Origin of the sequence: Nocardia jinanensis (assembly GCF_014645735.1) — a bacterium.
GTDB lineage: Bacteria > Actinomycetota > Actinomycetes > Mycobacteriales > Mycobacteriaceae > Nocardia > Nocardia jinanensis.
In genome coordinates this window covers 1-26570 of sequence record NZ_BMMH01000008.1, presented here as the reverse complement: position 1 = coordinate 26570, position 26570 = coordinate 1, and the positions used below count along the sequence as shown (strand labels likewise).

Below are 26570 nucleotides of genomic sequence, written 5' to 3'. Positions count from 1 at the left end.
GATCGCAACGACTTTCACCGCAAAGTACGCGGTGAGGACATCACCGACTGCTCGAACAGCGTTGGAAATACACCACAGCTATATGTCGGTCCTGCAAACCCGGGGAGTCATATTTCGCCTAATCGCGCGCTGATTCGGAAACGACACGGGCGCCGCGCATCACGAAACGGTAACCAAATGCATTCCCGCAGCGTACGGGCTGGTCGATATCACTCGGGCCGATATCTGGCCTTGATGTGGAACCGCTCGCCCTGCGGACCGTAGATGCTCAGATACTCGACGGGATGCTCGTCGGCATTGCCGAACCAGTGCGGCAGGTGAGTATCGAATTCGGCGACCTCGCCGGGGGTGAGAATCATGTCCTGATCGCCCAGGATCAGCCGCAATTTGCCGTTGAGCACGTAGAGCCAGTGGTAGCCCTCGTGTGTGCGCGGATCGGGCTCGGCGGTATCGCGACCGGACAGGATCTGCTTGTAGGCCTGTAGCCCGCCGGGTCTGCGGGTCAGCGGGATGAAGGTCTGACCGTGCCGGGTGACCGGCCGGGAATGCACCCGGGGATCACCGGTCTCCGGTGCGTCGACCAGTTCGTCGAGCGGCACCTGATGGGCCTTGGCCAGGGGTAGCAACAGTTCGAGGCTGGGTTTGCGCTGGCCGGATTCCAGGCGCGACAGTGTGCTCACCGGTATTCCGGTGACCTCGGACAATGCCGTCAGCGTGGTGCCGTTGCGGCGGCGTAACTCGCGCAGTCGCGGGCCGATCGCATCGATGACCTCGCCGAACTCCTGATCCATACTTCTATTGCAGATATAGCAAATAAATTTGTCAAGCCGAGGGTTTGCCCGGATGCTGGGTGACGCACCTCGACGACATCAGGAGAAAACGCATGGACCAGCAGTTCTGGGACGATATGTACAGCGGCAGCGCACAGCGTTTCAGCGGGTTGCCCAACGATGCCCTGGTCACCGAAGTGACCGGTATGACACCCGGGCAGGCCCTCGACCTCGGTTGCGGGGAGGGCGCGGACGCGTACTGGCTGGCCGAACACGGCTGGCGGGTGACCGCGGTGGACATCTCGCAGGTGGCGCTGGACCGGGCGGCGGCCGGGCATCCGGAGATCGCGTGGCAGCGGGCCGATATCACCGTCACGCCGCTGCCGGCGCGCTCGTTCGATCTGGTGTCGGCGCACTACTTCCCGATCGCGCACGAATCCGACCACGCCACGCTGCGTGGACTCCTCGAGACCGTGGCCCCGGGCGGAACCCTGCTGTTCGTCACGCACGATCCCACCGAATTCCCGCCCCGGGAGGAGAATTCGCACGACTTCGATCCCTACGACTTCTATCAGCCGTCCGAGATCGTGGCACTCTTGGGCGACGAATGGACCGTCGAGGTCGAGGACCGTCGCGATCGCAACCGGCCCGCCGCCGGACATCAGATCAAAGATCTCGTGCTGCGGGCCCGCCGCGCGGGCTGACGCCCAGCACGCGCCTCACCTGCGCGGACACCCTCCACCTCGAATTCCGGTAATCGACCGGGACCGCGCGTCGGAACCCGATCCGGTCAGAGCTGATTGCTATTGTCGGCCCCACCTGTGTGCGGAAACTTTGTCGGCGCTACCTGTGCGCGGAAACTTTTGCCGGCGCTACCTGTGCGCGGAAACTTTTGCCGGCGCTACCTGTGCGCGGAAACCGGAACCACGAGGTGGAGGGTTTGTTCATGCGGCTGTACCGGGTTCACGGGCTCGCGGCTGCTTCGGCCGTCACCGTTGTCGTCCTAGTGACCGTGATCCTGGTGGTGGCAGCACAATCCGCACGCCACCCGGTACATCGCGATACCGCGCCCGCCGTATCGCCGGCCGAACTCGCCCAGCAGTGGACCGCCCTGCACGACGGCCCCCAGCCGTATCCCGAAACACATATCGACAAAGACGTACTCATCACCATGAGTGACGGTGTCGTGCTCAAAGCCGATGTGTACCGGCCCGCGGCGGCCGGCGGGGCGACCGAGAACCGGCCGCTGCCCACGATCGTCACCATGACGCCGTACTCGAAGATGATGTCGAGCCTCATCGATTCGGCACTGGGTGATCCCGGAGTGCGGCAGTGGACGATGGACCTGGTGCGCCGGATCAATCTGACCGGCACCCCGATCAGCGGATTCGAGGATCTGCTGCACGCCCTGGACGGCGGCACGGTGGCGACCGTGCTCGGGCTCGACAGTCAGCTCGTCCGTGCCGGATACACGGTGGTCTCGGTCGATGTGCGCGGTACCGGGCAGTCACAGGGGTTGTGGGACACCCTCGGCGAACGGGAACAACTCGATACCCGCGAAGTGATCGAATGGTCGGCGCGGCAGCCGTGGTCCAACGGGCGGGTCGCTATGAGCGGCGGTTCCTACGCCGGAATCAATCAGTTGCGCGCCGCGGAGAACGCGCCGAAACCGTTGCAGGCCATCTTCCCCGTCGAACCGGGCAGCGATCTCATGCGCGATGTCGTAGCGCCGGGCGGCGGCGTGGGCGTCACCTTCCTGCCGCTGTGGCTGAACCAGGTGAACCAGGCGAAACTCATGCCGGATGTGAAGGCCATGCTCAACGGCACCTTCGACTGGCAGTGGCTCAGCGACCGGATGGCCGATCCCGCGACGAACTACGATCTGCTGGCCCAGGCGCTTCTCACACCGTCGCTGCGCAATATGCCGCCGGCGCTGGCCGACGCGCTGGACGAGAACAGTGCCTTCCGCCGAGGCATCATGGGCCATCCCGAGAAGATCACTGTGCCGACCTTCGTCTACGGCGGCTGGCACGATATCTTCGCCAACAGCGCGACCACCCTCTACAACGACATCCCGCTGCCGCCGGGGCGTAAGCAGCTCATCGTCGGCGATACCTACCACGCCAATCCCGGTTCCGGAACGGGCCGGGCGGGGTCCCCGCCGCGACTGGATGTGTTGCAGCGCGCGTGGTTCGACCACTGGCTCAAAGATATCGACAACGGGATCGCCGGTTACGGCCCGGTGATCGTGTGGGAGCAGGGTGGCAGCTGGGTGGTGCTGGACCAGTTCCCGCAGCCGGGGATGACACACCGGCGGGTCTATCTGTCGGGCGCTCCCAGCGGAACCACCGAGGACAGCGTGCACGACGGTTCACTCGTCGGGCAGCCGGGTGCGGCCCACCGGCTCACGGTGGCGCCCGGGATGACGAACCTGTGTTCGCGGGATATGGCGCAGGGTTCCGCGGGTATCGGCGCGGTACTGGATATGTGCGCCAAGGATTCCCGGATAGCCGAACGCAACGCGCTCACCTTCACCACCGAGCCGATCGCCGAACGCACGATCGTGTCCGGTCCGATCAATGTGCACCTCAACACGGTCCACGACGCCGAGGACGGCTACTGGAACGTGACGGTCAACGATGTGGCGCCGGACGGTACCTCGACCGTGCTGAGCACCGGCCAGCTCACCGCGTCGCTGCGGGCGATCGATGAGGCCCGCAGTACCCGATCACCCAGCGGTGATCTCACCGCGCCGCACAACCCGCTCACCCTGGACAGTGTGCAGAAGGTGGTGCCCGATGAGCCGGTCACGCTCGATATCGCGGTGATTCCGATCCAGGCGGTGCTGGCACCGGGGCACCGGCTGCGGCTCGATGTATTCGCCGGTAACTCACCCAAGGCGCTGGCCTTCCGGCCCATGCTGAACAACAGCGAGCTCAAACCGCAGCATCTGGCGCTGGATCCGGCAGCGCCCAGTTTCATCAATCTCCCGACCGACCGGCCGCTGTTCGTCTCGCCGGGCGAACCCGGCCGGGCGGCCCCACGCTCGGCACCGGTTCCGGCGCCGCGACCGGCGCAGACTCCCGATCCGCCCACGGTCCCCACCACCCCGCAGACGGTCCCTCCCCCGGAACCGCCCGCCGTCCCCGAGCCGCAGCCGGTGACGACCGCGCCGGCTCCGGCCGCGCCCCCGGCTCCCGTGACTCCGCCTGCCGAGGCGCCCGCTCCCGTCGAGCCGCCTGCCCCCGTCGAGCCGCCTGCCCCCGTCGAGCCGCCCGCTCCAGTCGATGCGCCGGCTCCTCCCGCCGAGGTGCCCGCGCCTGTTCCCGCGGAGCGACCCGCGGACGCGGCGCCGCACGCCGTCCCGGCCGCGGGCCCGTAGTCTGCGCGGTCGGCGACACCCTGCTCTTCGCCGTCCCTGCGGCCGCCGCGACCACAGTCCCGTGCGGACCGGCCGATACTCGCAACTCGCTCCGGCGGTCCGGATCCTGGTAGCCGTTCGCTCGGCAGCCGTCCGGGATTCCGGCACCATGACACAGATCACCGAGCGATTCGCCCGGTCCGGTCGCGGGGCCGCCGCGGCGTCGTAAGGTTTCGCCCATGGTGTCGCACGAGAGAGCCGAATCGGTGCGGTCGGCGGCCGAGGCGAGCCTGCTGGCCGGCCGTCGGCGCTACAACCGCAACGAGGTAGCCGAAAAGGCCGAGGTATCGCCGGAACTGGCCCGGCGGCTGTGGGTATCCCTGGGTTTCCCGGCCAGCGCGGACGACAGCGCGTGCGATTACACCGACGCCGATATCGTGGCCATCCAGCGATTCCGCGAGGTCGGCATCCTCGCCGGGGCCGATGCCCGCCAGCAGGCTGCCACGGCCCGCACCATCGGGCAGACCATGGCGCGCCTGGCGGAATGGCAGGTCGACCTGGTGCTCGACGAGATCGATCGACGCGTCGCCGCGGCCGGAGCGGACGGGGACCGCGATCAGATCACCCGCACCGCGACCGCCGAAACGGTGGCACTGCTGGAGAGCCTGCTGTCCTACGCTTGGCGGCGTCATCTCGACGCGGCGCTCTCGCGGAACCTGGAAGAGTCGGGACCGGCCGCGGATTCGACCCGCGTGCTGGCCGTCGGCTTCGCGGATATGGTCGGCTACACCCGGCTCACCCGGCACCTGCATCCCGACGAACTGTCCACGCTGCTGGAGGCCTTCGAATCCACCACCAACGACGCCATCGCCGAGAACGGCGGCTGGGTCATCAAGAATGTCGGTGACGAGGTGATGTTCGCGGCCGAATCGCCGCTGGCCGCAGCCCGGATCGCGCTGGCGCTTCAGGAATCCACCATGACCGTGGGCACCACGCCGGAACTACGGGTGGCTCTCGCCTACGGACCGGTGTTGCAGCGTTTCGGAGACCTGTACGGCTCGGTGGTGAACATCGCCGCCCGGCTCACCGGTGTCGCCCGGCCGGGCACGATCCTGGTGGACGACGGCGCCGCGGCGGAACTGGACGGTGAGAAGGAGTTGAACATCCGGCACCTGCGCAGTGTGCGGGTGCGGGGGTTCAACCGGCTGCGGCCGCATCTGCTCCGGCGCAACGGTAAAGCCGAATCCTGACCGCCCACGGATCATAATTCTTGGTTTCAGCATATGAGATTTCTGACAACGTAAATGATCATTTGGGTAGGGTCGTCGAGGAGCCGGTTGCGGTTCATGCGTGAAAAGGAGATCCGGTATGGCCAAGGGTTATGTCATCGTGACCGAGCTGATCAAGGACCCGGCGGGGATGGCCGAATACGGCAAAGCGGCCGGTAAGGCGATGGCCGCCGGGGTGAAGGTCCTGGCAATCGATACCGAGTTCGAGGTCCTCGAAGGCGAATGGCCCGCCACCCAGACGGTGGTACTGGAATTCGAGTCTCCCGAAGCTGCCCGCGCCTGGTACGAGTCCGAGGAATACCAGGCGGCGATCCCGCTGCGGCAGGCGGCCGCGGACTGCAACGCGGTGATCGTCAACGGGCTGTAGGGGCCGCTCCGCGCGGGCGACTCGGTGGCCGCGTTGCGAATTGTGGTCGCATCGGGAACCTAGGCTGGCGAGGTGACCCTCTCCGACCGCACCCCGACCGGCCGTTCGATCGTTCTGGAGACCCCTGTTGCCCGCGCCGAGATCGGCACGGTGGCCGCTGTACTGCGTGGTCTGACTGTCGACGGTGTCGCCGTCACCGAACCGGTTCCGGTGGATACCGCACCGCCGATGGGCGCCGGTATCGTCCTGGCACCCTGGCCCAACCGGGTCCGCGACGGTATCTGGATTCTCGACGGGTTGCCGCAGCAACTCGATATCACGGAGGTGGCGCGTTCGAACGCGATCCACGGTCTGCTGCGCAACACCGAATACGAGGTGCGGCAGCAGTCCGCCGGTGCGGTGACACTGGGTGCGCTGATACCGCCCCAGCACGGTTGGCCGTTCCTGCTCGACACCTGGGTGCGCTACGAATTGCACTCCGACGGGCTCACCGTGACCCACGGAGTGGTCAACCACAGCGCACGGTCCGCGCCGTATGCGGTGGGTGCGCACCCGTACTTCCGGATCGGCGCGAACCCGATCGAGGATCTGGTGCTCACGGTGGCCGCGAGCACCTATTACGAGATCGACGCCCGGATGAATCCGGTGGCCGAACATCCGGTCGAGGGCACTCGTTACGACCTGCGTGCCGGAGTGCCGCTCGCGGATCTGGACCTGGACACGCCGTTCGGTGGGGTGACGCCCGCGGCGGCGGCCCGGCTGACCGCACCCGACGGCGCGACGGTCGAACTCGTCCAGGACGCCGGATGGGAATACCTGCAGGTCTTCACGCCCCGGGAGTTCCCGCGCCCGGACGGCCGAGGTCTCGCGGTCGCACTGGAGCCGATGACCGCCCCGCCGAACGCTCTGAACTCCGGTCGCGGATTGCGGCACCTGGCACCCGGGGAACGCTGGGAGGGCCGATGGCGGATCCGCTATACGTCCGGGTCCTCGTCCGGCCGATGAGGAGGCTCGGCGCGGTGCGAAGCGCCTGATCGCCGGCCGGTCCACCTTCGTTCGCCGGTGGTAGCGAGTCGCGGAACGGCTCGGCTCCGGCTGCCATCGGGTGAGTTGATCGTGCCCACACAGGCGCTGCCGGGTCCGGCGTATCTCCTGCGCGACGATATCGAACGCGGGGCTGCGGTGGCGGTGCGGGTGGGTCACGAGGCGGATATCGCAGTCGGGCAGTACGGGCCGTCGAGCACGTTCAGTTCGCCGGTCCGATCTCGGTTTCAACGGCCACGGGCGCTCCGGCGACCCGGTGCCGGAGAGGGGTGACGCGATGACCACACCGACCGGTCCGGCCGATGCCGCGAGAGGTTTACCCGGGGAAGCCTCGGACACCGGTGATCCGCCCGTCCGGACCACGGGGCCGGGCGCCTTCGCGGTGCTGCTGGCGGTGACGTTCCTCGCCTTCGTCGACTACGCCGCACTGTTGTCGGTCGTCCCGCTGTGGTCCGCCGCGGGCGGTGCGAACGGTGTCGCGGTGGGGGCGACGACCGGCGTCATGATGGCGGCGACCGTGGCGGCCCAGCTGGCCGCGCCGTGGCTCTTCCGGATGCTCGCGTTGCGGACCATGATCGTGGGCGGCGCGGTCCTGCTCGGGGCGCCGACACCGCTGTACCTGCTGTCCGCCGATATCGGCCCGGTTCTGGTGATCACCGTGGTCCGGGGGATCGGGCTGGCCCTGGTGGTGATCGCGGGCGCCACCCTCGTCGCCGATCTGTCCACGCCGCGCCAATTGTCCTCCCGGGCTTCCCTGTTCGGCGTCGCGGCCGCGCTGCCGAACCTCGGTGCTCTCGCCGGTGGGGTCTGGATTGCCCGGACCTGGGGCTTTCCGATAGTTTTCTGGGGCTCGACGCTCGCTTGCCTGACCGGCGCGGCGCTGGCGGTGCTGCTACCGCGGGGACACCGTGCGACCTTCCGCTTCGCCACTACGGCCGAGGCCGGAAATATCGCGGCACCGATCGCGCTCTTCGCCTTGACCGCCGGTTCGTTCGGCGCGGTCACCACCTTCCTCCCGGTCGCCCTACCGGATGCCGGTGCCGCCTCGTGGGCGCTGCTCTCCGCATCGATCGCGCTGGTCGCGGCTCGGCTGGGGGCCGGGCCGGCGGGCGGTCGGCTCGGTGCCGGGCACCTGCTCCTGGTATCGGTGCTGTGCTGCGCGGCCGGGTCGGTGCTGACCGCCGTTGCGCTGGCAACCGGTCACCATGTCCTGCTGTTCGGCGGGACCACCCTGCTGGGGGCCGGATTCGGGGCCTGCCAGAACGATTCGTTCGTACTCACTGTGCAGCGCCTCGGACCGGCCCGCAGTGCTACCGCGAGCACGCTCTGGAATATCGCCTACGACGGTGGGCTCGGGCTCGGGGCCACAACTCTCGGCTGGTTCGTCGGCACGACCGGGTATTCCGGCGCCTTCCTCGGCATGGGCATCGTGATCGGCGTGGTTTCGGCAACCGTCGCGGTGATCGGACGCTTCCGCGGGCGCGGTCCCGGCCGGGGTGAGAGTGCACCGGCAGGGAAGCGTCCGGAGCAGATCCACACCGTTACCGGGTAGCAGGATCCGAATGCCGCGGAATCGGTCAGCGGGATGCGGGCGATCCCGACCGGCCCGGAGCGGCGGAACCGCCACGCGGCCGTAGCAATTCGTCCGGCGCGTCGATGCCGGGCCGGCGGGAGGTTCATCTGTCGGCGAGCACCAGCGCGAATCGGTGTTCGGGATCTGTCCACGCGTGGCGCAGCCGGAAACCGGCCGCGGCGAGTTCGGTACGGAAAGCGGGCAGCCGGAACTTCGCCGAGATCTCGGTACGCATCTGCTCACCGGCGGCGAAATCGACTACGAGATCCAGGTCCGGAATCGTGACGCGCATCGGTTTGGTTGCGGCCAGCCGCATTTCGATCCATTCGAGATCGGGATCCCATACCGCCATATGGGCGAATTCGATGGGATCGAAATCGGCGCCGAGACGGTCGTTCACCACGTGCAGCACATTGCGGTTGAACTCCGCGGTGACCCCCGCGGCGTCGTCGTAGGCGGGGATCATGACAGCGGGATCGGTGACCAGCCCGACGCCGACCAGCAACTGTTCGCCTGGCCTGAGGGCCTGGTGTAGTTCACCGAGGAACGCGGTGCGTTCGAAGGGTGGCAGATTGCCCAGGGCGCCGCCGAGCAACGCGACCAGACGGCGGCCGCCGTGCGGCAGGGCCGGGTGCACGGTGGTGAAATCGCCGACGATCCCGTGTACGGACAGATGCGGGAATTCGCGGCTGGTCCAATCGGCCGCGGCGCGCAACCCGTTTTCCGAGGTGTCCTGGGGTATGTAGGAGCACAGCGACCCGTGGGTGGTGAGCGCGTTCAGCAGCAGTCGCGTCTTCACCGAGGAGCGTGAACCCAGTTCGACCAATTCGGTCGCACTCGAGGCACGGCGCGCGATCTCATCGACGGAGACGCGCAGAAGTGCCCGTTCGGTGCGGGTCGGGTAGTACTCCGGCAGTCCGGCCATGAGGTCGAACAGTTTGCTACCGCGGGCGTCGTAGAACCATTTGGGTGGTAACCATTTCCGGCGACCGGACAATCCCCAGAGCACATCGGTGCGCAACTGCTCGCGGAAATCGGCCTCCGTGAGCTGAATATCGAATGTAGGTGCGATAGCCATTGGATCCCTCTCTTTCCGCGGCTGTCGCCGGAAAACGTATGGCAACCGCGACGGCGGGACATCCGCCATCTCGAGCGGAATATCCGCACTTTCCGCATTTCGGGATGTAGAAGGCCCGGGTCCGGGACCGCAGGGTCGGCGCCGGCCGCCCGCCGGGACAGGTGGAATACCGATGTTCCGGAGGGTCGATACCGCCGTGCGTCCAGGCCACTGTCTGTGATAAGGGTCACTCGGCATGACGCTTGGTCGGAATCTATTCCGTCACCACCCGAAAAAGCTCTCCCGCATCCCTTGAGCAAATTCGATGCGCCGCCCTTGCTGCGAGCTGCGATAGGGGTGATTCACTTCTATATGACCACTAAAGAATGATGTCCGGTCGAGCTGTAGCCGTTCTGCAACCTGGCCGCTGCTTGACACCCGAAAGCGATGGCGGGATATTGGCTATTTGTCGGCAACATTCGATATGGCGACGCCGACTGCCACCACCGTTCCTGGACAGGAGAGACGGATGCCGCTTTTCTCGCCGGGATTCTCCGGGCGCCGCTGTGATGCCGCCGTCGATAAGCGCTTGCCCCGCGCCACTGGGACCGGTCGACCCCGTGCGCGATACGGATCAGCGCTACTACCGCGATGAACTGGACCCTTTCGGCGGCTCGGAGGCCCGGGTGGACTTCGGGTGCACCCGGCGCGCGCCCGCCGACTGCCCGCGACCGGCGGGTCGGCTCACGGTTGCCGACCCGCCGGTCCACGACGTTGCCCCCGTGTCCGGAGTGTCCGGTTACCGGCTCCTCGCCTGCGTAATGCCCGGTTAGCCCGGGTACGTGGCGGCGAGTGGGTTCGACAGCGATTCCGAGGCCGAATGGGAATTCGGCCGCCCGGCGAGTGCCGGGCGGGGCGCGCCGCGATGATCGGCTTCCGGCACCGTGGCGACAACGGGTTGAACCTGCGGGTCGCCGATATCCCGGCGGTCACCGTCGTGATCGAGTTCGGGGGTAGTGGGCTGACCGTCGACGGCTCGGACAGCCGGCGCGGTCTCACTCCGAGCGCCGCCACCGGGCGTGGGGAACATTCTTGCTGGATCGGGCGAGACCGGCCGTCCGATAATGGGATCCCTCCGGCGGGTGCTCCCGGCACGGAGGTCACCGCTGCGCCGGAAGGAACGGTTATGACGGTCGGTGCGGCATGTCACGCCGACTCACGGTTGCACGCCTGCTCGATGATGGATGCCGCGATGACCCGGGATGTGGTCCGCGACGGTCTGCGGTAGCCGAGTATGTGGCTGACCCGCGATGCCGGTTCCATCCTGCTCGAACGCGATCGCAGCGGTGACCGCGCGCCGCTGCTCGACGGGCCGCCCCCGTGGAACGAGGTCCGCGTCGAACGGCGATGAGAAACCCGCTTCCCAGCCCGAGGAAGAGGCTTCTCGGCCGGTTGTGCCGAATTCGTCGGCACAACCGTCGCCGATTCGTAGAATGCCCAGTGTGCGAGGGGTTTCGGAGCACACAAGGGATTCGGCGATGCAGACCGGTGGTTGACGGCCTAGACTCGTACCCAGAACTTCTCGTGGTTAAACCAGCCTTCCGGCTGGACCGGGCCCGCGGGCAGGTAGGAGAGCGTCAGTGGACCTCGAAGAAGCACGCCGTTTTGCGGCGGGGGTGTGGGGCAGGGCGGATCTGACACGTACAGAACGCTTGGCAGCCGTCAAGGCGGACGCACACGCCCGCGGTAAGGAGCCGTTCGATCTGAGCCGGCTCGAAGCGCTGTGCGATACGAGTGATGCCGGCCGATTGGATCCGGCATCTTGGCGGCACAGCCGGTTCGAGCTGATCTATTACAGCCATCCGGAGATGATGAACATCGAGGAACTCGCCGAGCACGTCATGATGACCCGGGGCTGTCGGCCGTCGATCCGCCCGGCCGACTAGGCCCCTACCGCCGGATTGATCCCCCACGCCCGGTGCGGCGGAAACAATCCAGAAGTCGGCGTAGCACCCCCCGCGCCGCGACAGTTCCTCGACCACCCTCCTCCACGGTTCTCCTCCTGACCAGCAGACGATTCGATCGGCCCGCCCGACCGCCCGCCGCCGAGGCGCAGCGTTCGATCAGACGGCGGCGGTGTGCCGGATGACGATGTCGCCGCACGAATTACGTGCCCGCACGCGCACCGTTTCCCCGTTGTACAACGACTTGTCGCCCGGCTGCATCTCGTTGCGCACGGTGCCGTCCAGGGCGTTCAATTCCAGCTGTGCCGCGCTGCCCGCGCTGATCCCCACCTCCAATTCGCCCGTCGACGTCTCCAGTCGCAGCTCGCCGCGTGCTGCTTCACGGACGCGGATATCGCCCTGGGCGACTTTCGCGATCACCGAATCACGCGGGTCTTCCACGATGATGTCGCCCGCGGCCACTTCCAGCTCGCACCGGCCCAGTCCACCGGTGCCGAGCAACCGGCCCACCGCGGCGGTGCCCTTCAACCGGGAACCGGTGGGTACCTCGATGGTCACCTCGATCGACGGATTGCCGCCGAAGGGCGTGTAGGTCCGCCAGTCCTTCGGCGTCGTCACGGTCAGGGCGCCGGCGGCGAAAGCGACCCGGGTCTGCTGGGCGGCCCGCGTATCGCCCTTCTTGGACGCGTCGGAGGGCCGGACCGTGACGACGGTATCGGTGCGTTCGGAGGCGATGACGACGACTTCGCCGGAGAGTACGTCGACGGTGACGGCGATCGGGTCCGGTGTCTGGTAGGTGGGCATGGCTGTCTCCATCGGGTGTGAAACGGGGTTCGGTTGTGGGGGTTGGATTCACGCGGCCGGGCGGTTCGCGCGGCCGCGGACGGTCTAACGGGCCGATTCGGTCCAGGTGACCGGGAGTGCGTGGACGCCGTAGATGTTCATATCGGTCCGGAGTGGCACATCGCCGGGGGCGACGGCGAGCCGCAGGGTCGGGAAGCGGCGCACCAGTCCCGCGAAACCGGCACGCATCTCGACTCGGGCCAGTTGCTGACCGAGGCACTGGTGCACACCGTGACCGAAGGACAGGTGACCGCGGGCCTTGCGGTGGATATCGAGGGCGTCCGGGTTGTCGAAGCGCAGCGGGTCATGGTTGGCGGCCAGCAGCGAGACGACGACGGTGGATCCCTCGGGGATCGTTTCGCCGCCGAGTTCGATGTCCTCGGTGGCGTAGCGGTAGAAGATATCGGCGACCGACAGATAGCGCATGAGTTCTTCGACCGCGTCCGGCATCAGTTCCGGGTTCGCGCGCAGTTCGGCCAGCTGACCGGGGTTCTCCAGGAGTGCGAAAGTGCCCAGCGCCAGTACATTGGCGGTGGTCTCGTGGCCGGCGAGCAGCAGCAGGAACGAGATACCGGTGAGTTCCTCGATGCCGAGGTCCTCGTCGCGGGCGAGGTCGGACAGGATGTCGTCGCCGGGCTCGGCGCGTTTGGCCGTGGCCAGCTCGGCCAGATAGCCCATCATCGCGCCGTAGGCGCCCATTTTCTCTTCCAGCGGCTGGTCCCTGAGCAGGAACTTGGCGGAGTTGGTCTGGAAGGTGTCCCGGTCGGCGTAGGGGACGCCGAGCAGTTCACAGATCACCAGCGACGGCACCGGCAGCGCGAACGCCTGCACCAGGTCCACCGGGGGTGCCATCCGCTCCATGTCGTCGAGTCGCCGTTCGACGATCTCGGCGATGTGCTCTTCGAGCTCCTTCATGCGCCGAACGGTGAAAGCCCCGATGAGTTTGCGCCGCAGCCGGGTGTGGTCCGGCGGATCCATGGCGATGAACAGACCCGGGATCTGCGGGGACGGCTCGGTTTGGACGGGCATACCGGGACTCGCGTCCAGCGCGTGGAGGACGCCGATGTCCTGACGGGAGCTGAAGCGGGTATCGGCCAGAAGAGCACGGGCCGCCTCGTAGCCGGTGACGAGCCAGCCCTCATGGCCGTCGGGGAAGATCAGCGGACTGACCGGGCGGACCTCACGCAGCCGGGTGATCTCGCGGGGCGGGTCGAAGGGGCCGGCGTCACGGTCGGTGGGAAGGCCGCGGGGGACGGAGGCGGTGTCGCTCATCGTATTTCCTGTTCGTGGTGGTCGGTCGGTGTCCGGGCTGCGGAACACCGGGGTTATCGGTCGAGAAGGCTGATCGCCGCCGCCGGGCAGCTGTGGGCGGCTTCGCGGGCTGTCGAGTGCTGGGGGGCCGGTGGTGCGGGGTCGAGCAGCCGTACCCGGCCGTCCGAGTCGTCCTGGTCGAACACCTCTGGCGCGATCAGCGCGCACATACCGGCGCCGATGCAGCGCTCCCGGTCGACCCTGAGTTCCAACGGCTTCCCTTCCGATCGGGCGGGCGGTCCGGCCGGGCCGGGCCTCGCGAGTGCTGAGCTGTGCATACGAGAACTTTCGCCGGGTGGCCTGATACCGGCCTGATACCGCGCTGACATATCCGCTGACACCGTGTTCGTCCTGTTCAACGGCATGACCGCCGCTCGCGGAGAGGTGACCCGGCGGTCCGGCGACCGACTGCGGCAGAATGGTCCGGTGCGAATCGCGTTGCTTGGACCGCTCGACATCCGAGCAGACGACGGGGGACCTGTCGAGGTACCGGGTATCCGGTTACGGGCACTGCTGATCGCCCTGGCACTCGAACCAGGGCGCACGGTCCCGAAGTCGGCGTTGGTCGACTGGATCTGGGGTGAGCAGCCACCCGCCGACGCGGCGAACGCCTTGCAGGCGCTGGTCTCGCGGCTGCGCCGGCTGCTGCCGGAGGGGTCGCTCGAGGGACAGGCGGGTGGATACCGACTCACAATGGAACCCCACGCGGTCGACGCGGTGCGCTTCGAACAGCTCCTCGACCGAGCCCGCGGCGGTGACGACGCGCACCGGGTCCGGCTGCTGCGCGAAGCCCTCGGCCTGTGGCGGGGTGCGCCCGCGCAGGACGTGGATATGCGCGACAGCGAGGCCGTCGATGCCGTGGTCACCCGATTCGAGGGGCTTCGCCTGGCCGCGGCCGAAGACCTGTACGAGTCGGAGCTCCACCTCGGCCGGGGTGCGCAGCAGGTGGGCGAACTGACCGATCTGGTGGCCCGGTACCCGGTGCGGGAGCGACTCGTCGTCGCGCTGATGCGTGCGCTCGCCGCCGCGGGCCGCGGTTCCGAGGCGCTGATGGTGTACCAGAACGCACGGGAGGCGCTCGCCGAGACGCTGGGTGTGGATCCCTCACCGGAATTGTCCGCGCTGCATGTCGCGCTGTTGCGCGGTGAAGTGGGAGCGGAGAACGCCGAGCGCAGAACCAACCTGCGGGCCGAGCTGACCGGATATATCGGCAGATACGCCGATATCGCCGCTGTGCGCGACCTCATCGCGAACCATCGACTCACCACGCTGACCGGGCCCGGCGGCTCGGGAAAGACCAGGCTGGCCCTGGAAACCGCGCAGACCCTGCTCGACGACCTGCCGGACGGGGCCTGGCTGGTCGAGCTGGCGTCGGTCGGTGCGAACGGTGATGTAGCGCAATCAGCGATCGCCGCGCTCGGCTTCCGGGACGCGCTGCTCGGTGGGGCCCCGAACGCGGAACCCATGGATCGGCTCGTCGCGGCGCTCCGCGATCGCGAAACACTGCTGATCCTGGACAACTGCGAGCATGTGATCGAATCCGTGGCGACATTCGCCCACCGGGTACTCGGGGAGTGCCCGCGGCTGCGGATCCTCGCTACGAGCCGGGAGTCGCTCGGTATCACCGGTGAGGCGTTGTGGCAGGTCGAGCCGCTGGCGCTGCCCGCCGAGAACGCGGAACCCGCCGAAATCGAGGCCTCCCCGGCCGTGCGATTGCTGCGCGACCGTGCCGGTGCGGTGCGTAAGGATCTCGCCGCCGATGACCGCGCACCGGCGACCATGGCTCGCGTTTGCCGGGCGCTCGACGGGATACCACTGGCGATCGAACTGGCGGCGGCCAGGCTGCGGACCATGTCCCTCGATCAGCTCGCCGACCGCCTCGACGATAGGTTCCGCCTGCTGACCGGCGGCAGCCGCACCGCGATTCCGCAGCACCGGACCTTGCGCGCGGTGGTCGACTGGAGCTGGGAGTTGCTCAGCGACGCCGAACGGATGGTCCTTCGCAGGCTGGCGGTGTTCTCCGGTGGCGCGAGTCTCGAGGCGGCCGAGCAGGTCTGCGCGGATCCTGGCCCCGAAGGACAGGGTGGCGGGAAGACTCCGGCGGTCGAGCAGTGGGAGGTGCTCGAGTTGCTGACCACGCTGACCGAGAAATCGCTGCTGGTCACCGTGGGGGAGAGCGGGCCGCGGTATCGGATGCTCGGCACGATTCGGCAGTACGCCGAGGAGCGGCTCGCGGAATCCGGGGAGTCGGATCCGGCGCGCGGGGCGCATCTCGCGTATTTCACCGGCCTCGCCGCAACCGCCGAACCGCATCTGCGTCGCGCCGAACAATTGGAGTGGCTCGCCGTTCTCGGGGCCGAGCACGAGAACATCGCCGGCGCGATGCGCGGCGCGCTCGCGGTCGGCGACGCCACCGGAGCGTTGCGGCTCGCCGCGGCCTGCGGCTGGTACTGGTGGCTCGGCGGGTACAAGGCCGAGGGGCTGGAATTCGTCACCGCGGTCGCCGACCTACCCGCCGATGTGGACGACGACACCCGGGCTCTGGTGTACGCGCTGGTCGTGCATTTCCTGAGTTCCGGGCGCAATGACGCGAACCAGCTGGAGGAGTGGATCCGCAAGGCGTACCGGTTCAGCCGGGGTGACGGGGCCGGCCATCCGGCGTTGGCGTTCGTGCCCGCGCTGGAAAGCCTGTTGCACGGGCCGGAAGCGATGCCGACCGCCTTCGAACCGCTGCTCACCGATGACGACCCCTGGGTGCGTGCCCTGGCCCGGCTCCAGATGGGCAAGATGCGGATCGTGCTGGGGCGCGACGGCCCGGAGGTGGACACGTATCTCGTGGGCGCGCTGGCCGAGTTCCGGGCCCTCGGCGAGCGGTGGGGAATATCGTTCGCGCTGACCGAACGGGCCAACCGGCTCGCCAGCTGCGGTGAATTCGCCGCCGCCTGCGAACTCTTCCGGCAGGCGATCGCCGTGGTCACCGAGATCGGTGCGGCGGAAGATATCGTCGGATTGCTTTCGCGGCAGGCCCAGTTGTACTGGCTGGCAGGCGATACCGAGGCGAGTGCGGCCGCCGTGGCCGAGGCACAACGGTACGCGGGCCGGGTCGCCTGGCCGGTCGCACTGGCCGAACTGGCCTTGGCGCAAGCGGAACTGGCTCGGTGGCGCGGTGATACCGCGCAGGCCTACGAGCAGATCGGTGTAGCGACAAACCTGTTGGGCAGCGAAGCCGAGATGCCGCAACTCGCCGCGGCGATCCACACGCTGCTCGGTTACCTCGCCACCGATCTCCGGGAGGCCCGGGAACACCATGCCGCGGCTTTCCGTGCGGCGACCGAGGCGGGGCACGCGATCCTGGTCGCCCAGGTGATCGTCGGGATCGCGGATCTGGCGCTGCGCGGCGACCACAACGCCGAAGCCGCGCGGCTGCTCGCGGTGAGTGCCGCCGTCCACGGGTTGGCCGACCGTTCCCAGCCGGACGCGGCCCGGGTGGAGCGGACAGCACGAGATCGCCTCGGTGAAGCGGACTTCACCGAGGCGATGCGGGAGGGTGCGCAGGCGGACTGGCAGGAACTGGCCGCGACTACGCTCGCTTACTGAACGTGGCACGCGACCACAGGTACCCCACCAGGGCGAATCCGGCACACCAGGCCAGTGCCGCGGCCGTGTAGCCGCCCGACGGGTTACCGGTGAGAAAGCCGCGCAGCGATTCGATGATCGGCGTGAACGGCTGATACTGCGCGAACTGCCGGACACCCTGACCCATTTTCTCGGCCGGCACGATCGCGGTACTGAGGAAGGGCAGCATGATCAGCGGCACCACGCCCATACCCGCGGATTCCGGCGTTTTCGCGGCCATACCCAGCGCGACCGTGAGCCAGGACGCCGCGAACGATGTCGCCGCCAGGACGCCGATCGCGCCGAGCCAGTCGACCGCGGTCGCCGGCGGCCGGAACCCGAGCGCGAAGGCCACGCCGACGATGGCCACCACGGCCACCGCATTGGTCAGGATGGTCGCCACGACATGGCCGGTCAGCACCGCGCTGCGCGAGACGTCCATGACCTTGAACCGGTTGATGATGCCCTTCGACAGATCCGAGCTCACCGCCACCGCGGTGCCCGACAACCCGTAACTGATGGCCAGCAGCAGCATTCCCGGTGTCGCGTAGTCGATGTAGTTGCCGCCGACAGCGAACGCGCTGCCGAACACGTACACGAAGGTCAACATCATCATGACCGGCATGAAGGCCGCGTTGAACACGGTGACCGGATTTCGGGCGATGTGTTTGAAGTTGCGGCGCAGCATGATCGACGAATCGGCCAGCGGTGCGGTGATGGTGCTCATGGTGCGGTGACCTCCGTGGTCGCATGGCCGGTGAGAGAAAGGAAGACATCATCGAGATCGGGGGTGTGGACCGAGACGGCGGCGGCCTCGAGCGAATGCTCATCCAACCGATCCAGCAGGTGGCGAAGCGATTTCGAGCCACCATCGCCGGGTACCCGCAAGGTCAGCGCTTCGTCGTCGCGGGCGGAGCCGGGTAGGATCCGCGCCGCTGTATCCAGTTCCGCGACCTGGGCGAACCGCAGCTGGATATAGCTGCCCGGTACCCGGCGCTTGAGTTCGTCGGGAGTGCCCTCCGCGACGATCCGGCCCTGGTCGAGCACTGCGATCCGGTCGGCCAGCTGATCGGCTTCCTCCAGGTACTGGGTGGTGAGGAAGATGGTTACACCCGAATCCGTCAGATCTCGCACGATCTCCCACATGGTGCGCCGGCTCCGCGGATCCAGCCCCGTGGTCGGCTCGTCCAGGAAAACGATCTCCGGCCGGGTCACCAGCGTCATCGCCAGATCCAGTTTCCGGCGCATACCGCCGGAATAGGTCGCCGCCCGCTTCCGCGCCGAATCCGTGAGATCGAACCGCTCCAGCAGTTCCCCGATCACCCGCTTACGCTCGGCGCCCTTCAACCGGTGGATATCCGCCATCAGCTCCAGGTTCTCTGCACCCGTCAGTAGATCGTCCACTGCCGCGAACTGCCCGGTGACCCCGATCGACGCCCGCACCGCCTCGGTCTCGGTGCTGATGTCGTGCCCGGCGACCTGCGCCGTTCCGCCATCGGCCTGCAACAGGGTGGTCAGCACGTTCACCGTGGTCGTCTTGCCCGCGCCGTTGGGGCCGAGCAGGGAGAAGATCGTGCCGGCACCGATACTCAGATCGATTCCGTCGAGGACGGTCCTGTCCCCGTACGCTTTCCGCAGCCCCGAGGCCGCGATGGCTGTATTGCTCATGGAAGTACTGTCGGCCGGGCGGCTGATACGGGCCTGACGCCGAGCTGACACGGCTACTGACACAGCATTCGGCCGGTCCGGCGTGACCGCGCCTACTCGTGACGGTTGCTCAGCGCGCGGCGTCGATGACGGCGGCGAGACCGTTCGGGCTCATGAGAGTGTCGGCGTCGGTGATCTGCTCGCCGTCTACGGTGACGGTCGGGGTCGAGTTCACGCCGCTGTTCAACACCTCATCGGTCTTCGTGCGCAGGTAGGTGTCGTACCGACGGTCGGTGATGCACTGGGCCACAGCGGAATCGGTGTAGCCCGCGGATTCGGCGATATCGATCAACGCGCTGTCGGGCAGGCCGTCGCCGCCCTCTTCGGGCTGTTCGGCGAACATATCCGAGAGCCAGGCCTGGTAGTCGTCCACGCCGGAGTTCGCGACGCAGAACGCTGCGTTGCCGGCTCGGGAGGAGTACTCGGTGGTACTGGCGCGGTCGAGGAAGGTGATGACGCTGTATTCGACTGCGGCGGTACCGTCGCGGACCGCGTTCTCCAGCACCTTGCCGTTGGCCGTTTCAAAGGCTTTGCAGGCGGGGCACTGCAGGTCCATGACCACCCGGACGGTCACCATTTACCGGAGACCTCGCTCGCATCGGGCCATCGACACACCAACGCAGGCAATTCTTCTCACCACATGAGTTGGGGATCGCCGCACAGCGGCGATCCCCAACCATCTATCACTTTGAGACGCTGCCTAGAGGACGGTGACGTCGACCTCGGGCACCACCTGAAGTGCTCCCTTCGCGAGCCGCGAGTCGAAAGTGATCAGCGGTGCATCGTGCAGGGCGGCGACCGCGAGATACGCGGCATCATAAATGGACACATTGTGGCGCAGCTTCCATACGGTGTGCAGCAGAAGCGAATCTGTCTCGACATAGGTGATCTGCATAGCAGCCATTGCGCGGAAGGCGGCCTCGGCGTCGGCGGTGGCGAGCTGGTTGGTCAGCGCGGCCTTGTGGAGGGTGCGCACGACCTCCAGGGGCATATGGGCGGGCGCGGCCCACTCGTCGTCCGCGAACAGCGCCGATCGCGCCGCCTCCCCGCGGTCGGAGGGTCCGGCAAGCGCCATCACCATGACGTTGGCATCGACGACGATCATTCGTCGTCCTCACGGCCGGCGCGGACCTCCGCGACAACGGCGTCGGCATCCATGGCCAGTGAACGTCGTCCTACCAGGCTCTCGATCAGCTGCCTGTTGCGTTCGGCGCGAAATTCCCGTTCCAGCAGGGCACGGAGGTAGGTCTGGGTGGACTGTCCCCGGGCGGCGGCTCGTCGGGCAATGGCATCACGGACCTCCTCGGGGACGTCCTTGATCTGGATAGCTACGCTCATGGCCTCAGCTTACATGCGCATGTCATGCGCATGTTCATGCTTCGATACCCGAACGCGGGCCGACGAGGGGGACCGTGGGTGAACGCCCGATAGGCGCAGAAGCCGGTAGCGTCGTCGGAGGATGTGTCGATGAGCCACCCGTCGGAGGGCGGCACCGGGTCGCGGAGTTCGTGCGGCGACATCCGGATCATCGCCGGCCGGATAAGCTCAGGTTCTTCGAAGTTCGGGATCGGCTGTTCGGGAAGGCTGTCCGGTTCCCGGTCGTGCGAGGCGAACTCGTTCCTCACGACGGAGGTACTGATGACGAAACGGATACTGGTCACCGGCGGCACCGGCCGGCTCGGAGGCGTACTGGTGCCCCGGTTGCTCGACGCGGGACACGACGTGCGGGTATTGACACGTTCCGAACGTGCGCCGCAGGCCCACCGCTGGGCGGTCGGGGACCTGAGCACCGGAAACGGGCTGGGCGAGGCGGTCGCCGGTAACGATGTGATCGTCCATCTGGCCACGACCAACGGTCGCGGTGATGTGACCGCGACGCGTGCCCTGATCCAGGCCGCACAGGCGTCCGGGCGACCGCACCTGGTGTATCTGTCGATCGTCGGAATCGACGACCATGCGCTCGGCTACTACCGCGTGAAAGCGGAGTGCGAAGACCTGATCCAGCGATCAGAACTACCGTGGACGATCCTGCGGGCCACGCAATTCCACGATCTGATCGCCCAGATATGCGACGCCCAGCGGTTGTTGCCGTTCCTCGCGATGCCGTCCGAGGTGTCGTTCCAGCCGGTCGATGTGACCGAGGTTGCCCCCCGCCTCGTCATGCTCGCGGAGGGCCCCGCGAGCCAACGGGTACCGGACCTGGGTGGCCCGCAGATCCGCGCCGCCACCGACCTGGGCCGCGCGTATCTGCGGGCTGTCGGGCGCCGCCGACCCATCTTGTCTGTTCCCCTGCCGGGCAGAGCGATGCGCGATTTCCGTGCCGGACTTCATCTCACACCCGACCATGCGGACGGGCGGATCACCTTCGAGGAATTCCTCGCCGATCGGGAACACGGCCGGTGACGATCGGATGGCTCCGCGCGGGCCTGGGGTTCCTCACCGCGGCCCAGCTCGTGGTCGGTGTGTGGGCGCTGTTCTTCCCGGTGAGTTTCTTCGCCCTCGAGGTCGTCGGTATGGGTATGGCCTACAACGAGCACCTGATGCGTGACTACGGCGCCATGACTCTGGCCAGTGCCGTGGTCCTGGGCGCGGCCACGATCCGCACGATTCCCTGGCTCGCTCGCACCGCGCTGATCATGTATTCGGTCTGGGCCGTCCCGCACTTCCTCGTGCATGTCGCCATGGTCGGCCACCTGGCGCCTCGGACCGCCGCGTTACTGCTCACGTTCCTCGGTCTCGCGGTGGTCCTGCCGGCAGGACTGCTCGTGCTCGCCCTGCGGACGACGCCGGGACCGCCGGACTGATCGAGAGTCGGTGTGCCCAAGGGGGTCGTGTCGGTTTCGTACAAGACAGCGCCGGAAGCGGTTCCTAGGCTGACCACAGGCATGATCCGGTGCCCGACACCCAGGAGGAACTGATGACACGCGAACTCGTCTACACGGGCTTCGTATCGCTGGACGGCGTCGTGGACTCGCCGGGCGGACAGGCCGAGGGACACCGCAGCGGTGGCTGGGTGATGGACACCGAGTTCGTGCCCGAGGCGTTCTCGCTCAAAGGAGAGGAACTCGCCGATACGACCGCGTTGATGTTCGGCCGCCGCAGCTACGAAGTGTTCGCCCCGATATGGCGCGATTCCGACGATCACGCCGCATACAAGGACCTGCCCAAGTACGTCGTTTCTTCGAGCCTGACCGACGACGCTCTGATCGACGGGTGGGGTCCGATCACGATCCTGCGCTCGGAAGAGGATGTCGCGACACTGAAGCAGACCGAGGGCGGCGCGATCTACATCCACGGCAGTGCCGAGCTGGCCCGCCGCCTGGCGGACGCCGACCTGATCGACCGGTACAACCTGCTCGTGTTCCCGGTGTTGCTGGGCGCGGGCAAGAGCCTGTTCAGCCGCGCGGATCGTGATAAGCAGACGCTGCGGGTGCGTGATTCGGCGACCTACTCCAACGGCGTGACCAAACTCGTCTACGACGTCGTGCGCTGACCGGGATCGAGCGCGATCGCGCCACCGTCCCGGGTGCGCAACTGCTGGGCCGTCCGCCCGACGTATCGGCGCAGCGCACGGGCGAGATGGGGCTCGTCGTAGTACCCGAGCTTGTCGACGACCTCGCCGGGTGTCTCACCGGAGGTCAGCAGAATCGCGGCGGTGCGGGCGCGCCCGATCTGCCGGACAGCACCCCGCGTAAGCCCTGTCGCCGCCCGGAAACGGCGCTCGAGTGTCCGCTCGGTCACCTCTGACGGCACCCCTCGCAGCGTCGTCGCGACCAGCGGATCGCGGATCACGACTACCTCACGGACGAGCCGCTCGACGAGCGCCTCGGCATCGTCGGGCCGCGGTGTCTCCCGCTGGGCACCATCGAGCCAGAAACTTCGGCCGGTCACATCGGGTAGCACGATCCCGCCGTCCACCAGAGCCGCCATCGCCGTCGCACGCAGCGATGTCCCGACCGCGAACTGGATACCGACGAAACCGGCACCCTCGGGCACCGGCGCGCTGCCGGTGCGGCTCTCCGGACCGGTGATCGCCGCGTATGGTCGCCCCTCCTGCTCCCAGAACACCAGCCCCCAGGTCTCGGACGCGACCGAAGTCATCTCCGAGACGTGCTCGCTGCGGCACGTCCACACGGATTCGACCCACGGTGAATCGGATCCGCGCGTCTCGAACAGCAGTCCCACCATTCGGATACTAGGCCGCGCTGGGACCCGGCAATCCGCATATTCGTGCCTGCGGTGGCCGCAGGAGGACGGAATAAACGCACCGGCCTGCACCGATCCGGGATTGCCACCCGCGGCGCCGCCGGAGGACACTGGGGGAATGGTTGACAGGGAGCAGCGCACACCCTTCTACGGGGTGGTGATGATTCTCGCCGCGCTCGGTGCATCGCTGGCGGTCAGCTACGTCGGGCCGATGTGGTTCCGTGTCACGGTCTACATCCTCACAGTGGTGGCCGTCCTGGTCGGCGGCGTCATGACGTTCCGGGACTACCCGTACTGACGTCGCGAATGCGGCCGCGCGTCTCCCCGGCTCATCGGGGGCGACGCGAAAGCACGCGCCGGTCGCAGCGGTCGAATTGTGACCGGATCCGTGGTCAGGTGCGGCGCCCGGCAATGATCGTTTCGACTTCGGTCACCCCTTGTTCCAGCCGTGCCGAACCCGGGTCGGCGGCTGCGTCTTGCACCTGATAGCCCGCTGACCTCGTGGAAAGACTGAGGTCGGCAAGGACAGCCCGGCTCGGTTCACCTGAGTATTTCAACCTGCTGGACTGACCACGGGCAAACCGACGCCGAGCCGACTCATATCGAACCTGTCACGAGCAGAGGTCACGGTGCTCACTCTGTTCGCATAAGCGTTCGTGTTTCTCCACCTGCCGATGATGTGCCGGCGTCGATGAACGGTACGTCGGCGTACAGAGGCCGGAGCATAGCCGCGCAGTGTCCGCGCCCTCTTGCCAATAGCAGGAAGGGTTTGGGATGCACTGGTGCGCAACCTCGCGCACACTGATCGGAATTGGCTGCTGCGCGGAAAGGGCGAGCGGGTGACTCGGCCACTGTGGCTCGATTCTGGCGAGATGAACGCCTTCGCGGAGGAACTGGACCGGATTGCCGACGAAGACGAAGTTGCGCGGACGGCGGCGGAGCTGAGAGCGCCGTTCCTCCACGAGGCCGAACGCCGGAGAGAGCAACGCCTTCCCGATGCCGAGATCTGCCCAGCGCGGGTAGGTATCGATTCGTTCGAGGTCTCGAAGTCCGGGTCGCTTACCGGAACGGGGTTGACGGGCAGGGGTGAAGTTTGTCACTGCAGTTGCCGCCGTGGCTACCGCCTTCCGTACTAGAGGTTGTCGCCGGGCACTTCCCCGAAGCCCGAGAAGATGCCATGCGTCGCGAGGCGGATCATCTGTCGGATACGGCCGAGCGGTGCCGTGTGTTGGCGGAGTACTTCGACGCCAAGGCCGACCGCCGGCATTCTGCGATCAGGGGTGAGTCCGGCGATCGGCTGGAGGGACAGTATCGGGGGCTGGCGGAGAAGTTCCGTGCCCAGGCCGATCATTTCGATAGTCAAGCCGAGCAGCTCTATGACGGTGCGAATGCCTTCGAGGTGCAGAAGTGGACCGTGATCGGGTTCGCGGTGATCTTGGCGTGGACGCTGCTGCATGCCGCGATCATGTTCGGGGCAGGTGGCGCGATCGAGGCCTATGTCGCCACGATGCGGACCCGGACGGCATTGGGGATCGCCTCACGCAAGTTGTTGGAGTACTTCGCCGGTATGAGCGCGCGGGCGGCCGCGCAGCGTGGAACCTTCGTCCTGGCCGGTAAGGCGGCGGCTATCGGTGCCGTGCAGGGCGGTGGCATCAACCTGGCCGTGCAGTGGAAGCAGGTCACCCATGATCAGCGCGATGAGGTGAACTGGAAGGAAGCCCGGATCGCGGCGATCGCGGGCGGCGCCGGTGGTGCGGCGGGTGCGGTGGCGGGTAAATGGGTGGGTGACCGCTGGGTGACCCCGGCCACTCTCGCGCGTGCGGAACTCGCCACCACTACGGGACAGCGGGTGATGATCCAGCTCGGTGGCGCGTTGCTCACCGGTGGGGCCGGTGGTCTGGTCGGCGGGCTTTTCGGGACCGGAGTGGCGATAGGGCTGTCGGGGGAGAAATTCACGGTCGAGGGTTTCACCGAATCTCTGCTGCCCGCGGTGGCCGGCGGGTTTCTCGGGGCGGCGGGTCACAGTGTGGCGAGTCTGCGCGCGGCGGCCCCACCTGCGGTGTCTCATGGTTCCGTCCCCGAGTCCGGTGACATTCATGGTGGGGTGACACCGAGCCGTCCGGAATCCGGTGACCCGGCAGGCAGTGTCGGCCGGCCCCTCAGTGAGGCGCTCGACGCATATGGTCCGCTCCCGGCTGTGGATGCGAACACCCAACCCAAGAGCCAACAGCAGAAGCTCAACGAACTGCTGTCGGCGCTGCTGCGGGATCCCACAACCCGGCAGAACAACTCCGTCGACTGGCAGCCGAAGAATATCGTGCCGCCCGACAACGTCAGTGCCGCGAAATCGGACGCACTGGCGCCGTACGCCGGATCCGTGCCGGTATCGAATGGTCGCTCGGTGGACGCCGGGGCTCGACTGGCGCAGGCGATGGAGCCGAGCGCTGGTTCCGAACCTGCTCGGGTGGTCGGCGACCTCGGCCCGCAGCCGGTCGGGGAATTGCATGCTCGTCTGCTTCAGCGGCTGGGCGAGGGCGAATCGCTCGATCAGCCGATGGCCGGCAAGCCGGACAGGTCCGCGGCCGCGGTCGGTGCGAATGCCGACGAGCTGTCCGGTGTGCGCGCGCATTTCGCCGAAGGTCCTGGACCGAAGCCGGACAAGCCGATCGGCTCGATGGCTGCCGAGACGAACACGACCGGTGGACGTGACGTGGGCGGGACAGTGCTGTCACCGGATGGCGGGTCTGCGCGCATGTCCACCGGAGGAGAGGAGGCGCTGGTCGCGGTCGGCAAGCCCGCGGAAACGCCGGAGAACTCGGCTGCACCCAAACCCGAGATCGCCACCGCGCGCCTGCCGGCCGACGGGGAGGATGCGCCGGTCGCGGCGGGTAAGTCCGCGGAGTCGTCGGAAGGTGCGGTCGCACCTCGGCGATCCGAGTTCGACGGTGCCGTGATCCCGGAGCGCGCCGGTGCGGCGGTGAAGACGTCCGCGGCGGGGGCCGAACCGGCGGTGTCGGCGCGAAATGTTGCGGAAACGATGCCTGCCAAAGCGCCGGAGGACACGAAGCCGCCGCCGAACAGGGCGGAGCCGGTCGGAAAGCCGTCGGCGTATCCGGATAAGCCGGTCTCGGCCGATGTGTCCGGAGCACCGCCGGTGCGGAGACCGGAGCCGTCGAGCGGCGATATCGAGACCGGTGTGGCCGCGAAGGTGGCCGAGGATTCGGTGGCGAAACCGCCCGCGGCCGTCGACGAGTCCGGGAGGCCGGCGGCCGAGGAAGGCGGTACTCCGAAAACCGATACTGATACCGCTGATGATCCTGCCGCTGGTTCACGGGTGCCGCCGGAGTCCGAATCGGCCGGTGCGCGGCATGAGTCGGATTCCGGAGCCTCCGCGCCTGGGCAGGATCCGGGGCCGGACGCGGCTGAGTTGGCGGCGCGGTATCGGGCGGAGGCCGCGGTGATC

25 protein-coding genes and 1 pseudogene are annotated in these 26570 nt (G+C 67.5%); 15 read left to right on the top strand and 11 right to left on the bottom strand.

The genetic code is table 11. From position 1 onward, the window contains the following. Nucleotides 1-209: 209 nt before the first annotated feature. Nucleotides 210-791 (bottom strand): helix-turn-helix domain-containing protein, encoded by a 582-nt coding sequence (locus tag IEY68_RS19490; protein WP_058853866.1) that lies wholly within the window; start codon nucleotides 789-791, stop codon nucleotides 210-212. Nucleotides 792-883: 92 nt separating this feature from the next. Here IEY68_RS19490 and IEY68_RS19485 point away from each other — a divergent pair, with 92 nt between their 5' ends. The 6 genes and pseudogenes from IEY68_RS19485 (at nucleotide 884) to IEY68_RS19460 (ending at nucleotide 8383) form a co-directional block, all read left to right on the top strand. Beyond that, complete coding sequence (locus tag IEY68_RS19485) at nucleotides 884-1474, top strand: class I SAM-dependent methyltransferase (RefSeq protein WP_058853867.1); 591 nt, start codon at nucleotides 884-886, stop codon at nucleotides 1472-1474. A gap of 242 nt (nucleotides 1475-1716) precedes the next feature. Then, nucleotides 1717-3777: pseudogene (locus tag IEY68_RS19480) on the top strand (CocE/NonD family hydrolase); the annotation flags it as partial. A 593-nt stretch (nucleotides 3778-4370) separates the two neighbouring features. Continuing rightward, complete coding sequence (locus tag IEY68_RS19475) at nucleotides 4371-5381, top strand: adenylate/guanylate cyclase domain-containing protein (protein WP_062998169.1); 1011 nt, start codon at nucleotides 4371-4373, stop codon at nucleotides 5379-5381. A gap of 118 nt (nucleotides 5382-5499) precedes the next feature. Next, nucleotides 5500-5787 (top strand): DUF1330 domain-containing protein, encoded by a 288-nt coding sequence (locus IEY68_RS19470; protein WP_062998167.1) that lies wholly within the window; start codon nucleotides 5500-5502, stop codon nucleotides 5785-5787. Nucleotides 5788-5859: 72 nt separating this feature from the next. Next, on the top strand, nucleotides 5860-6792 hold the full coding sequence (locus tag IEY68_RS19465; RefSeq protein ID WP_062998165.1) for an aldose 1-epimerase family protein: 933 nt from the start codon (nucleotides 5860-5862) through the stop codon (nucleotides 6790-6792). 316 nt (nucleotides 6793-7108) lie between these two features. Continuing rightward, nucleotides 7109-8383 carry an MFS transporter gene (locus IEY68_RS19460; RefSeq protein ID WP_062998161.1) on the top strand — a complete coding sequence of 425 codons (1275 nt, stop codon included), beginning with the start codon at nucleotides 7109-7111 and terminating at the stop codon, nucleotides 8381-8383. 124 nt (nucleotides 8384-8507) lie between these two features. Here the strand turns inward: IEY68_RS19460 and egtD are convergent, their stop codons facing one another. After that, nucleotides 8508-9482, bottom strand: coding sequence for an L-histidine N(alpha)-methyltransferase (egtD, locus tag IEY68_RS19455; RefSeq protein ID WP_062998159.1), 975 nt, complete (start codon nucleotides 9480-9482; stop codon nucleotides 8508-8510). Between the two features lie 859 nt (nucleotides 9483-10341). Here egtD and IEY68_RS36335 point away from each other — a divergent pair. Continuing rightward, nucleotides 10342-10749 carry a hypothetical protein gene (locus tag IEY68_RS36335; protein ID WP_062998155.1) on the top strand — a complete coding sequence of 136 codons (408 nt, stop codon included), beginning with the start codon at nucleotides 10342-10344 and terminating at the stop codon, nucleotides 10747-10749. Nucleotides 10750-11101: 352 nt separating this feature from the next. Then, complete coding sequence (locus IEY68_RS19445) at nucleotides 11102-11407, top strand: hypothetical protein (RefSeq protein WP_189094390.1); 306 nt, start codon at nucleotides 11102-11104, stop codon at nucleotides 11405-11407. A gap of 177 nt (nucleotides 11408-11584) precedes the next feature. Here the strand turns inward: IEY68_RS19445 and IEY68_RS19440 are convergent, their stop codons facing one another. From IEY68_RS19440 to IEY68_RS19430, 3 genes are all read right to left on the bottom strand, one after another. Then, nucleotides 11585-12229 carry a DUF4097 family beta strand repeat-containing protein gene (locus tag IEY68_RS19440; protein WP_062998178.1) on the bottom strand — a complete coding sequence of 215 codons (645 nt, stop codon included), beginning with the start codon at nucleotides 12227-12229 and terminating at the stop codon, nucleotides 11585-11587. A gap of 84 nt (nucleotides 12230-12313) precedes the next feature. Further along, entirely contained in the window at nucleotides 12314-13540 is a 1227-nt protein-coding gene (locus IEY68_RS19435; RefSeq protein WP_062998151.1) for a cytochrome P450, read from the bottom strand. 53 nt (nucleotides 13541-13593) lie between these two features. Then, nucleotides 13594-13791 (bottom strand): ferredoxin, encoded by a 198-nt coding sequence (locus tag IEY68_RS19430; RefSeq protein ID WP_062998149.1) that lies wholly within the window; start codon nucleotides 13789-13791, stop codon nucleotides 13594-13596. Between the two features lie 214 nt (nucleotides 13792-14005). Between IEY68_RS19430 and IEY68_RS19425 the strand changes: the two genes are divergently transcribed. After that, entirely contained in the window at nucleotides 14006-17176 is a 3171-nt protein-coding gene (locus IEY68_RS19425; RefSeq protein WP_062998176.1) for an AfsR/SARP family transcriptional regulator, read from the top strand. Here the strand turns inward: IEY68_RS19425 and IEY68_RS19420 are convergent. The 5 genes from IEY68_RS19420 to IEY68_RS19400 all read right to left on the bottom strand — a co-directional run bounded on the left by IEY68_RS19420 (nucleotide 17160) and on the right by IEY68_RS19400 (nucleotide 20239). Continuing rightward, nucleotides 17160-17921 (bottom strand): ABC transporter permease, encoded by a 762-nt coding sequence (locus IEY68_RS19420; RefSeq protein WP_062998147.1) that lies wholly within the window; start codon nucleotides 17919-17921, stop codon nucleotides 17160-17162. The genes IEY68_RS19425 and IEY68_RS19420 overlap by 17 nt on opposite strands. Further along, nucleotides 17918-18862 carry an ATP-binding cassette domain-containing protein gene (locus tag IEY68_RS19415; protein WP_062998145.1) on the bottom strand — a complete coding sequence of 315 codons (945 nt, stop codon included), beginning with the start codon at nucleotides 18860-18862 and terminating at the stop codon, nucleotides 17918-17920. The genes IEY68_RS19420 and IEY68_RS19415 overlap by 4 nt, the downstream gene beginning before the upstream one ends. 109 nt (nucleotides 18863-18971) lie before the next feature. Continuing rightward, on the bottom strand, nucleotides 18972-19478 hold the full coding sequence (locus IEY68_RS19410; RefSeq protein WP_062998143.1) for a DsbA family protein: 507 nt from the start codon (nucleotides 19476-19478) through the stop codon (nucleotides 18972-18974). 123 nt (nucleotides 19479-19601) lie between these two features. Beyond that, nucleotides 19602-20006, bottom strand: coding sequence for a type II toxin-antitoxin system VapC family toxin (locus IEY68_RS19405; RefSeq protein WP_062998141.1), 405 nt, complete (start codon nucleotides 20004-20006; stop codon nucleotides 19602-19604). Then, entirely contained in the window at nucleotides 20003-20239 is a 237-nt protein-coding gene (locus tag IEY68_RS19400) for a FitA-like ribbon-helix-helix domain-containing protein (protein WP_062998139.1), read from the bottom strand. The genes IEY68_RS19405 and IEY68_RS19400 overlap by 4 nt, the downstream gene beginning before the upstream one ends. Before the next feature lie 300 nt (nucleotides 20240-20539). Between IEY68_RS19400 and IEY68_RS19395 the strand changes: the two genes are divergently transcribed. The 3 genes from IEY68_RS19395 (at nucleotide 20540) to IEY68_RS19385 (ending at nucleotide 22394) form a co-directional block, all read left to right on the top strand. Next, a complete protein-coding gene (locus tag IEY68_RS19395) occupies nucleotides 20540-21304 on the top strand; it encodes an SDR family oxidoreductase (RefSeq protein WP_062998174.1) in 765 nt (254 codons plus the stop codon). Beyond that, nucleotides 21301-21705: a hypothetical protein gene (locus tag IEY68_RS19390; protein ID WP_062998137.1), complete on the top strand. Its 405-nt coding sequence runs from the start codon at nucleotides 21301-21303 to the stop codon at nucleotides 21703-21705. The genes IEY68_RS19395 and IEY68_RS19390 overlap by 4 nt, the downstream gene beginning before the upstream one ends. A gap of 113 nt (nucleotides 21706-21818) precedes the next feature. Beyond that, on the top strand, nucleotides 21819-22394 hold the full coding sequence (locus tag IEY68_RS19385; RefSeq protein WP_062998171.1) for a dihydrofolate reductase family protein: 576 nt from the start codon (nucleotides 21819-21821) through the stop codon (nucleotides 22392-22394). Here IEY68_RS19385 and IEY68_RS19380 read toward each other — a convergent pair. After that, nucleotides 22376-23086: a helix-turn-helix domain-containing protein gene (locus tag IEY68_RS19380; RefSeq protein WP_062998135.1), complete on the bottom strand. Its 711-nt coding sequence runs from the start codon at nucleotides 23084-23086 to the stop codon at nucleotides 22376-22378. The genes IEY68_RS19385 and IEY68_RS19380 overlap by 19 nt on opposite strands. A 139-nt stretch (nucleotides 23087-23225) precedes the next feature. Here IEY68_RS19380 and IEY68_RS19375 point away from each other — a divergent pair, with 139 nt between their 5' ends. The 3 genes from IEY68_RS19375 to IEY68_RS19365 all read left to right on the top strand — a co-directional run. Then, nucleotides 23226-23405, top strand: coding sequence for a hypothetical protein (locus tag IEY68_RS19375; RefSeq protein ID WP_062998133.1), 180 nt, complete (start codon nucleotides 23226-23228; stop codon nucleotides 23403-23405). 484 nt (nucleotides 23406-23889) lie between these two features. After that, nucleotides 23890-24243 (top strand): hypothetical protein, encoded by a 354-nt coding sequence (locus tag IEY68_RS19370; RefSeq protein ID WP_189094389.1) that lies wholly within the window; start codon nucleotides 23890-23892, stop codon nucleotides 24241-24243. Next, a partial coding sequence (locus tag IEY68_RS19365; protein WP_505784238.1) for a WXG100-like domain-containing protein occupies nucleotides 24201-26570 on the top strand: 2370 nt, incomplete at its 3' end. The genes IEY68_RS19370 and IEY68_RS19365, both read left to right, overlap by 43 nt.

Excerpts from the sequence above, each read along its gene's own strand:
- IEY68_RS19490 (WP_058853866.1), bottom strand. The coding sequence starts at position 791 with ATGGATCAGGAGTTCGGCGAGGTCATCGATGCGATCGGCCCGCGACTG.
- IEY68_RS19485 (WP_058853867.1), top strand. The coding sequence starts at position 884 with ATGGACCAGCAGTTCTGGGACGATATGTACAGCGGCAGCGCACAGCGT.
- IEY68_RS19475 (WP_062998169.1), top strand. The coding sequence starts at position 4,371 with ATGGTGTCGCACGAGAGAGCCGAATCGGTGCGGTCGGCGGCCGAGGCG.
- IEY68_RS19470 (WP_062998167.1), top strand. The coding sequence starts at position 5,500 with ATGGCCAAGGGTTATGTCATCGTGACCGAGCTGATCAAGGACCCGGCG.
- IEY68_RS19460 (WP_062998161.1), top strand. The coding sequence starts at position 7,109 with ATGACCACACCGACCGGTCCGGCCGATGCCGCGAGAGGTTTACCCGGG.
- egtD (WP_062998159.1), bottom strand. The coding sequence starts at position 9,482 with ATGGCTATCGCACCTACATTCGATATTCAGCTCACGGAGGCCGATTTC.
- IEY68_RS36335 (WP_062998155.1), top strand. The coding sequence starts at position 10,342 with ATGGGAATTCGGCCGCCCGGCGAGTGCCGGGCGGGGCGCGCCGCGATG.
- IEY68_RS19440 (WP_062998178.1), bottom strand. The coding sequence starts at position 12,229 with ATGCCCACCTACCAGACACCGGACCCGATCGCCGTCACCGTCGACGTA.
- IEY68_RS19435 (WP_062998151.1), bottom strand. The coding sequence starts at position 13,540 with ATGAGCGACACCGCCTCCGTCCCCCGCGGCCTTCCCACCGACCGTGAC.
- IEY68_RS19420 (WP_062998147.1), bottom strand. The coding sequence starts at position 17,921 with ATGAGCACCATCACCGCACCGCTGGCCGATTCGTCGATCATGCTGCGC.
- IEY68_RS19415 (WP_062998145.1), bottom strand. The coding sequence starts at position 18,862 with ATGAGCAATACAGCCATCGCGGCCTCGGGGCTGCGGAAAGCGTACGGG.
- IEY68_RS19410 (WP_062998143.1), bottom strand. The coding sequence starts at position 19,478 with ATGGTGACCGTCCGGGTGGTCATGGACCTGCAGTGCCCCGCCTGCAAA.
- IEY68_RS19405 (WP_062998141.1), bottom strand. The coding sequence starts at position 20,006 with ATGATCGTCGTCGATGCCAACGTCATGGTGATGGCGCTTGCCGGACCC.
- IEY68_RS19400 (WP_062998139.1), bottom strand. The coding sequence starts at position 20,239 with ATGAGCGTAGCTATCCAGATCAAGGACGTCCCCGAGGAGGTCCGTGAT.
- IEY68_RS19395 (WP_062998174.1), top strand. The coding sequence starts at position 20,540 with ATGACGAAACGGATACTGGTCACCGGCGGCACCGGCCGGCTCGGAGGC.
- IEY68_RS19385 (WP_062998171.1), top strand. The coding sequence starts at position 21,819 with ATGACACGCGAACTCGTCTACACGGGCTTCGTATCGCTGGACGGCGTC.
- IEY68_RS19375 (WP_062998133.1), top strand. The coding sequence starts at position 23,226 with ATGGTTGACAGGGAGCAGCGCACACCCTTCTACGGGGTGGTGATGATT.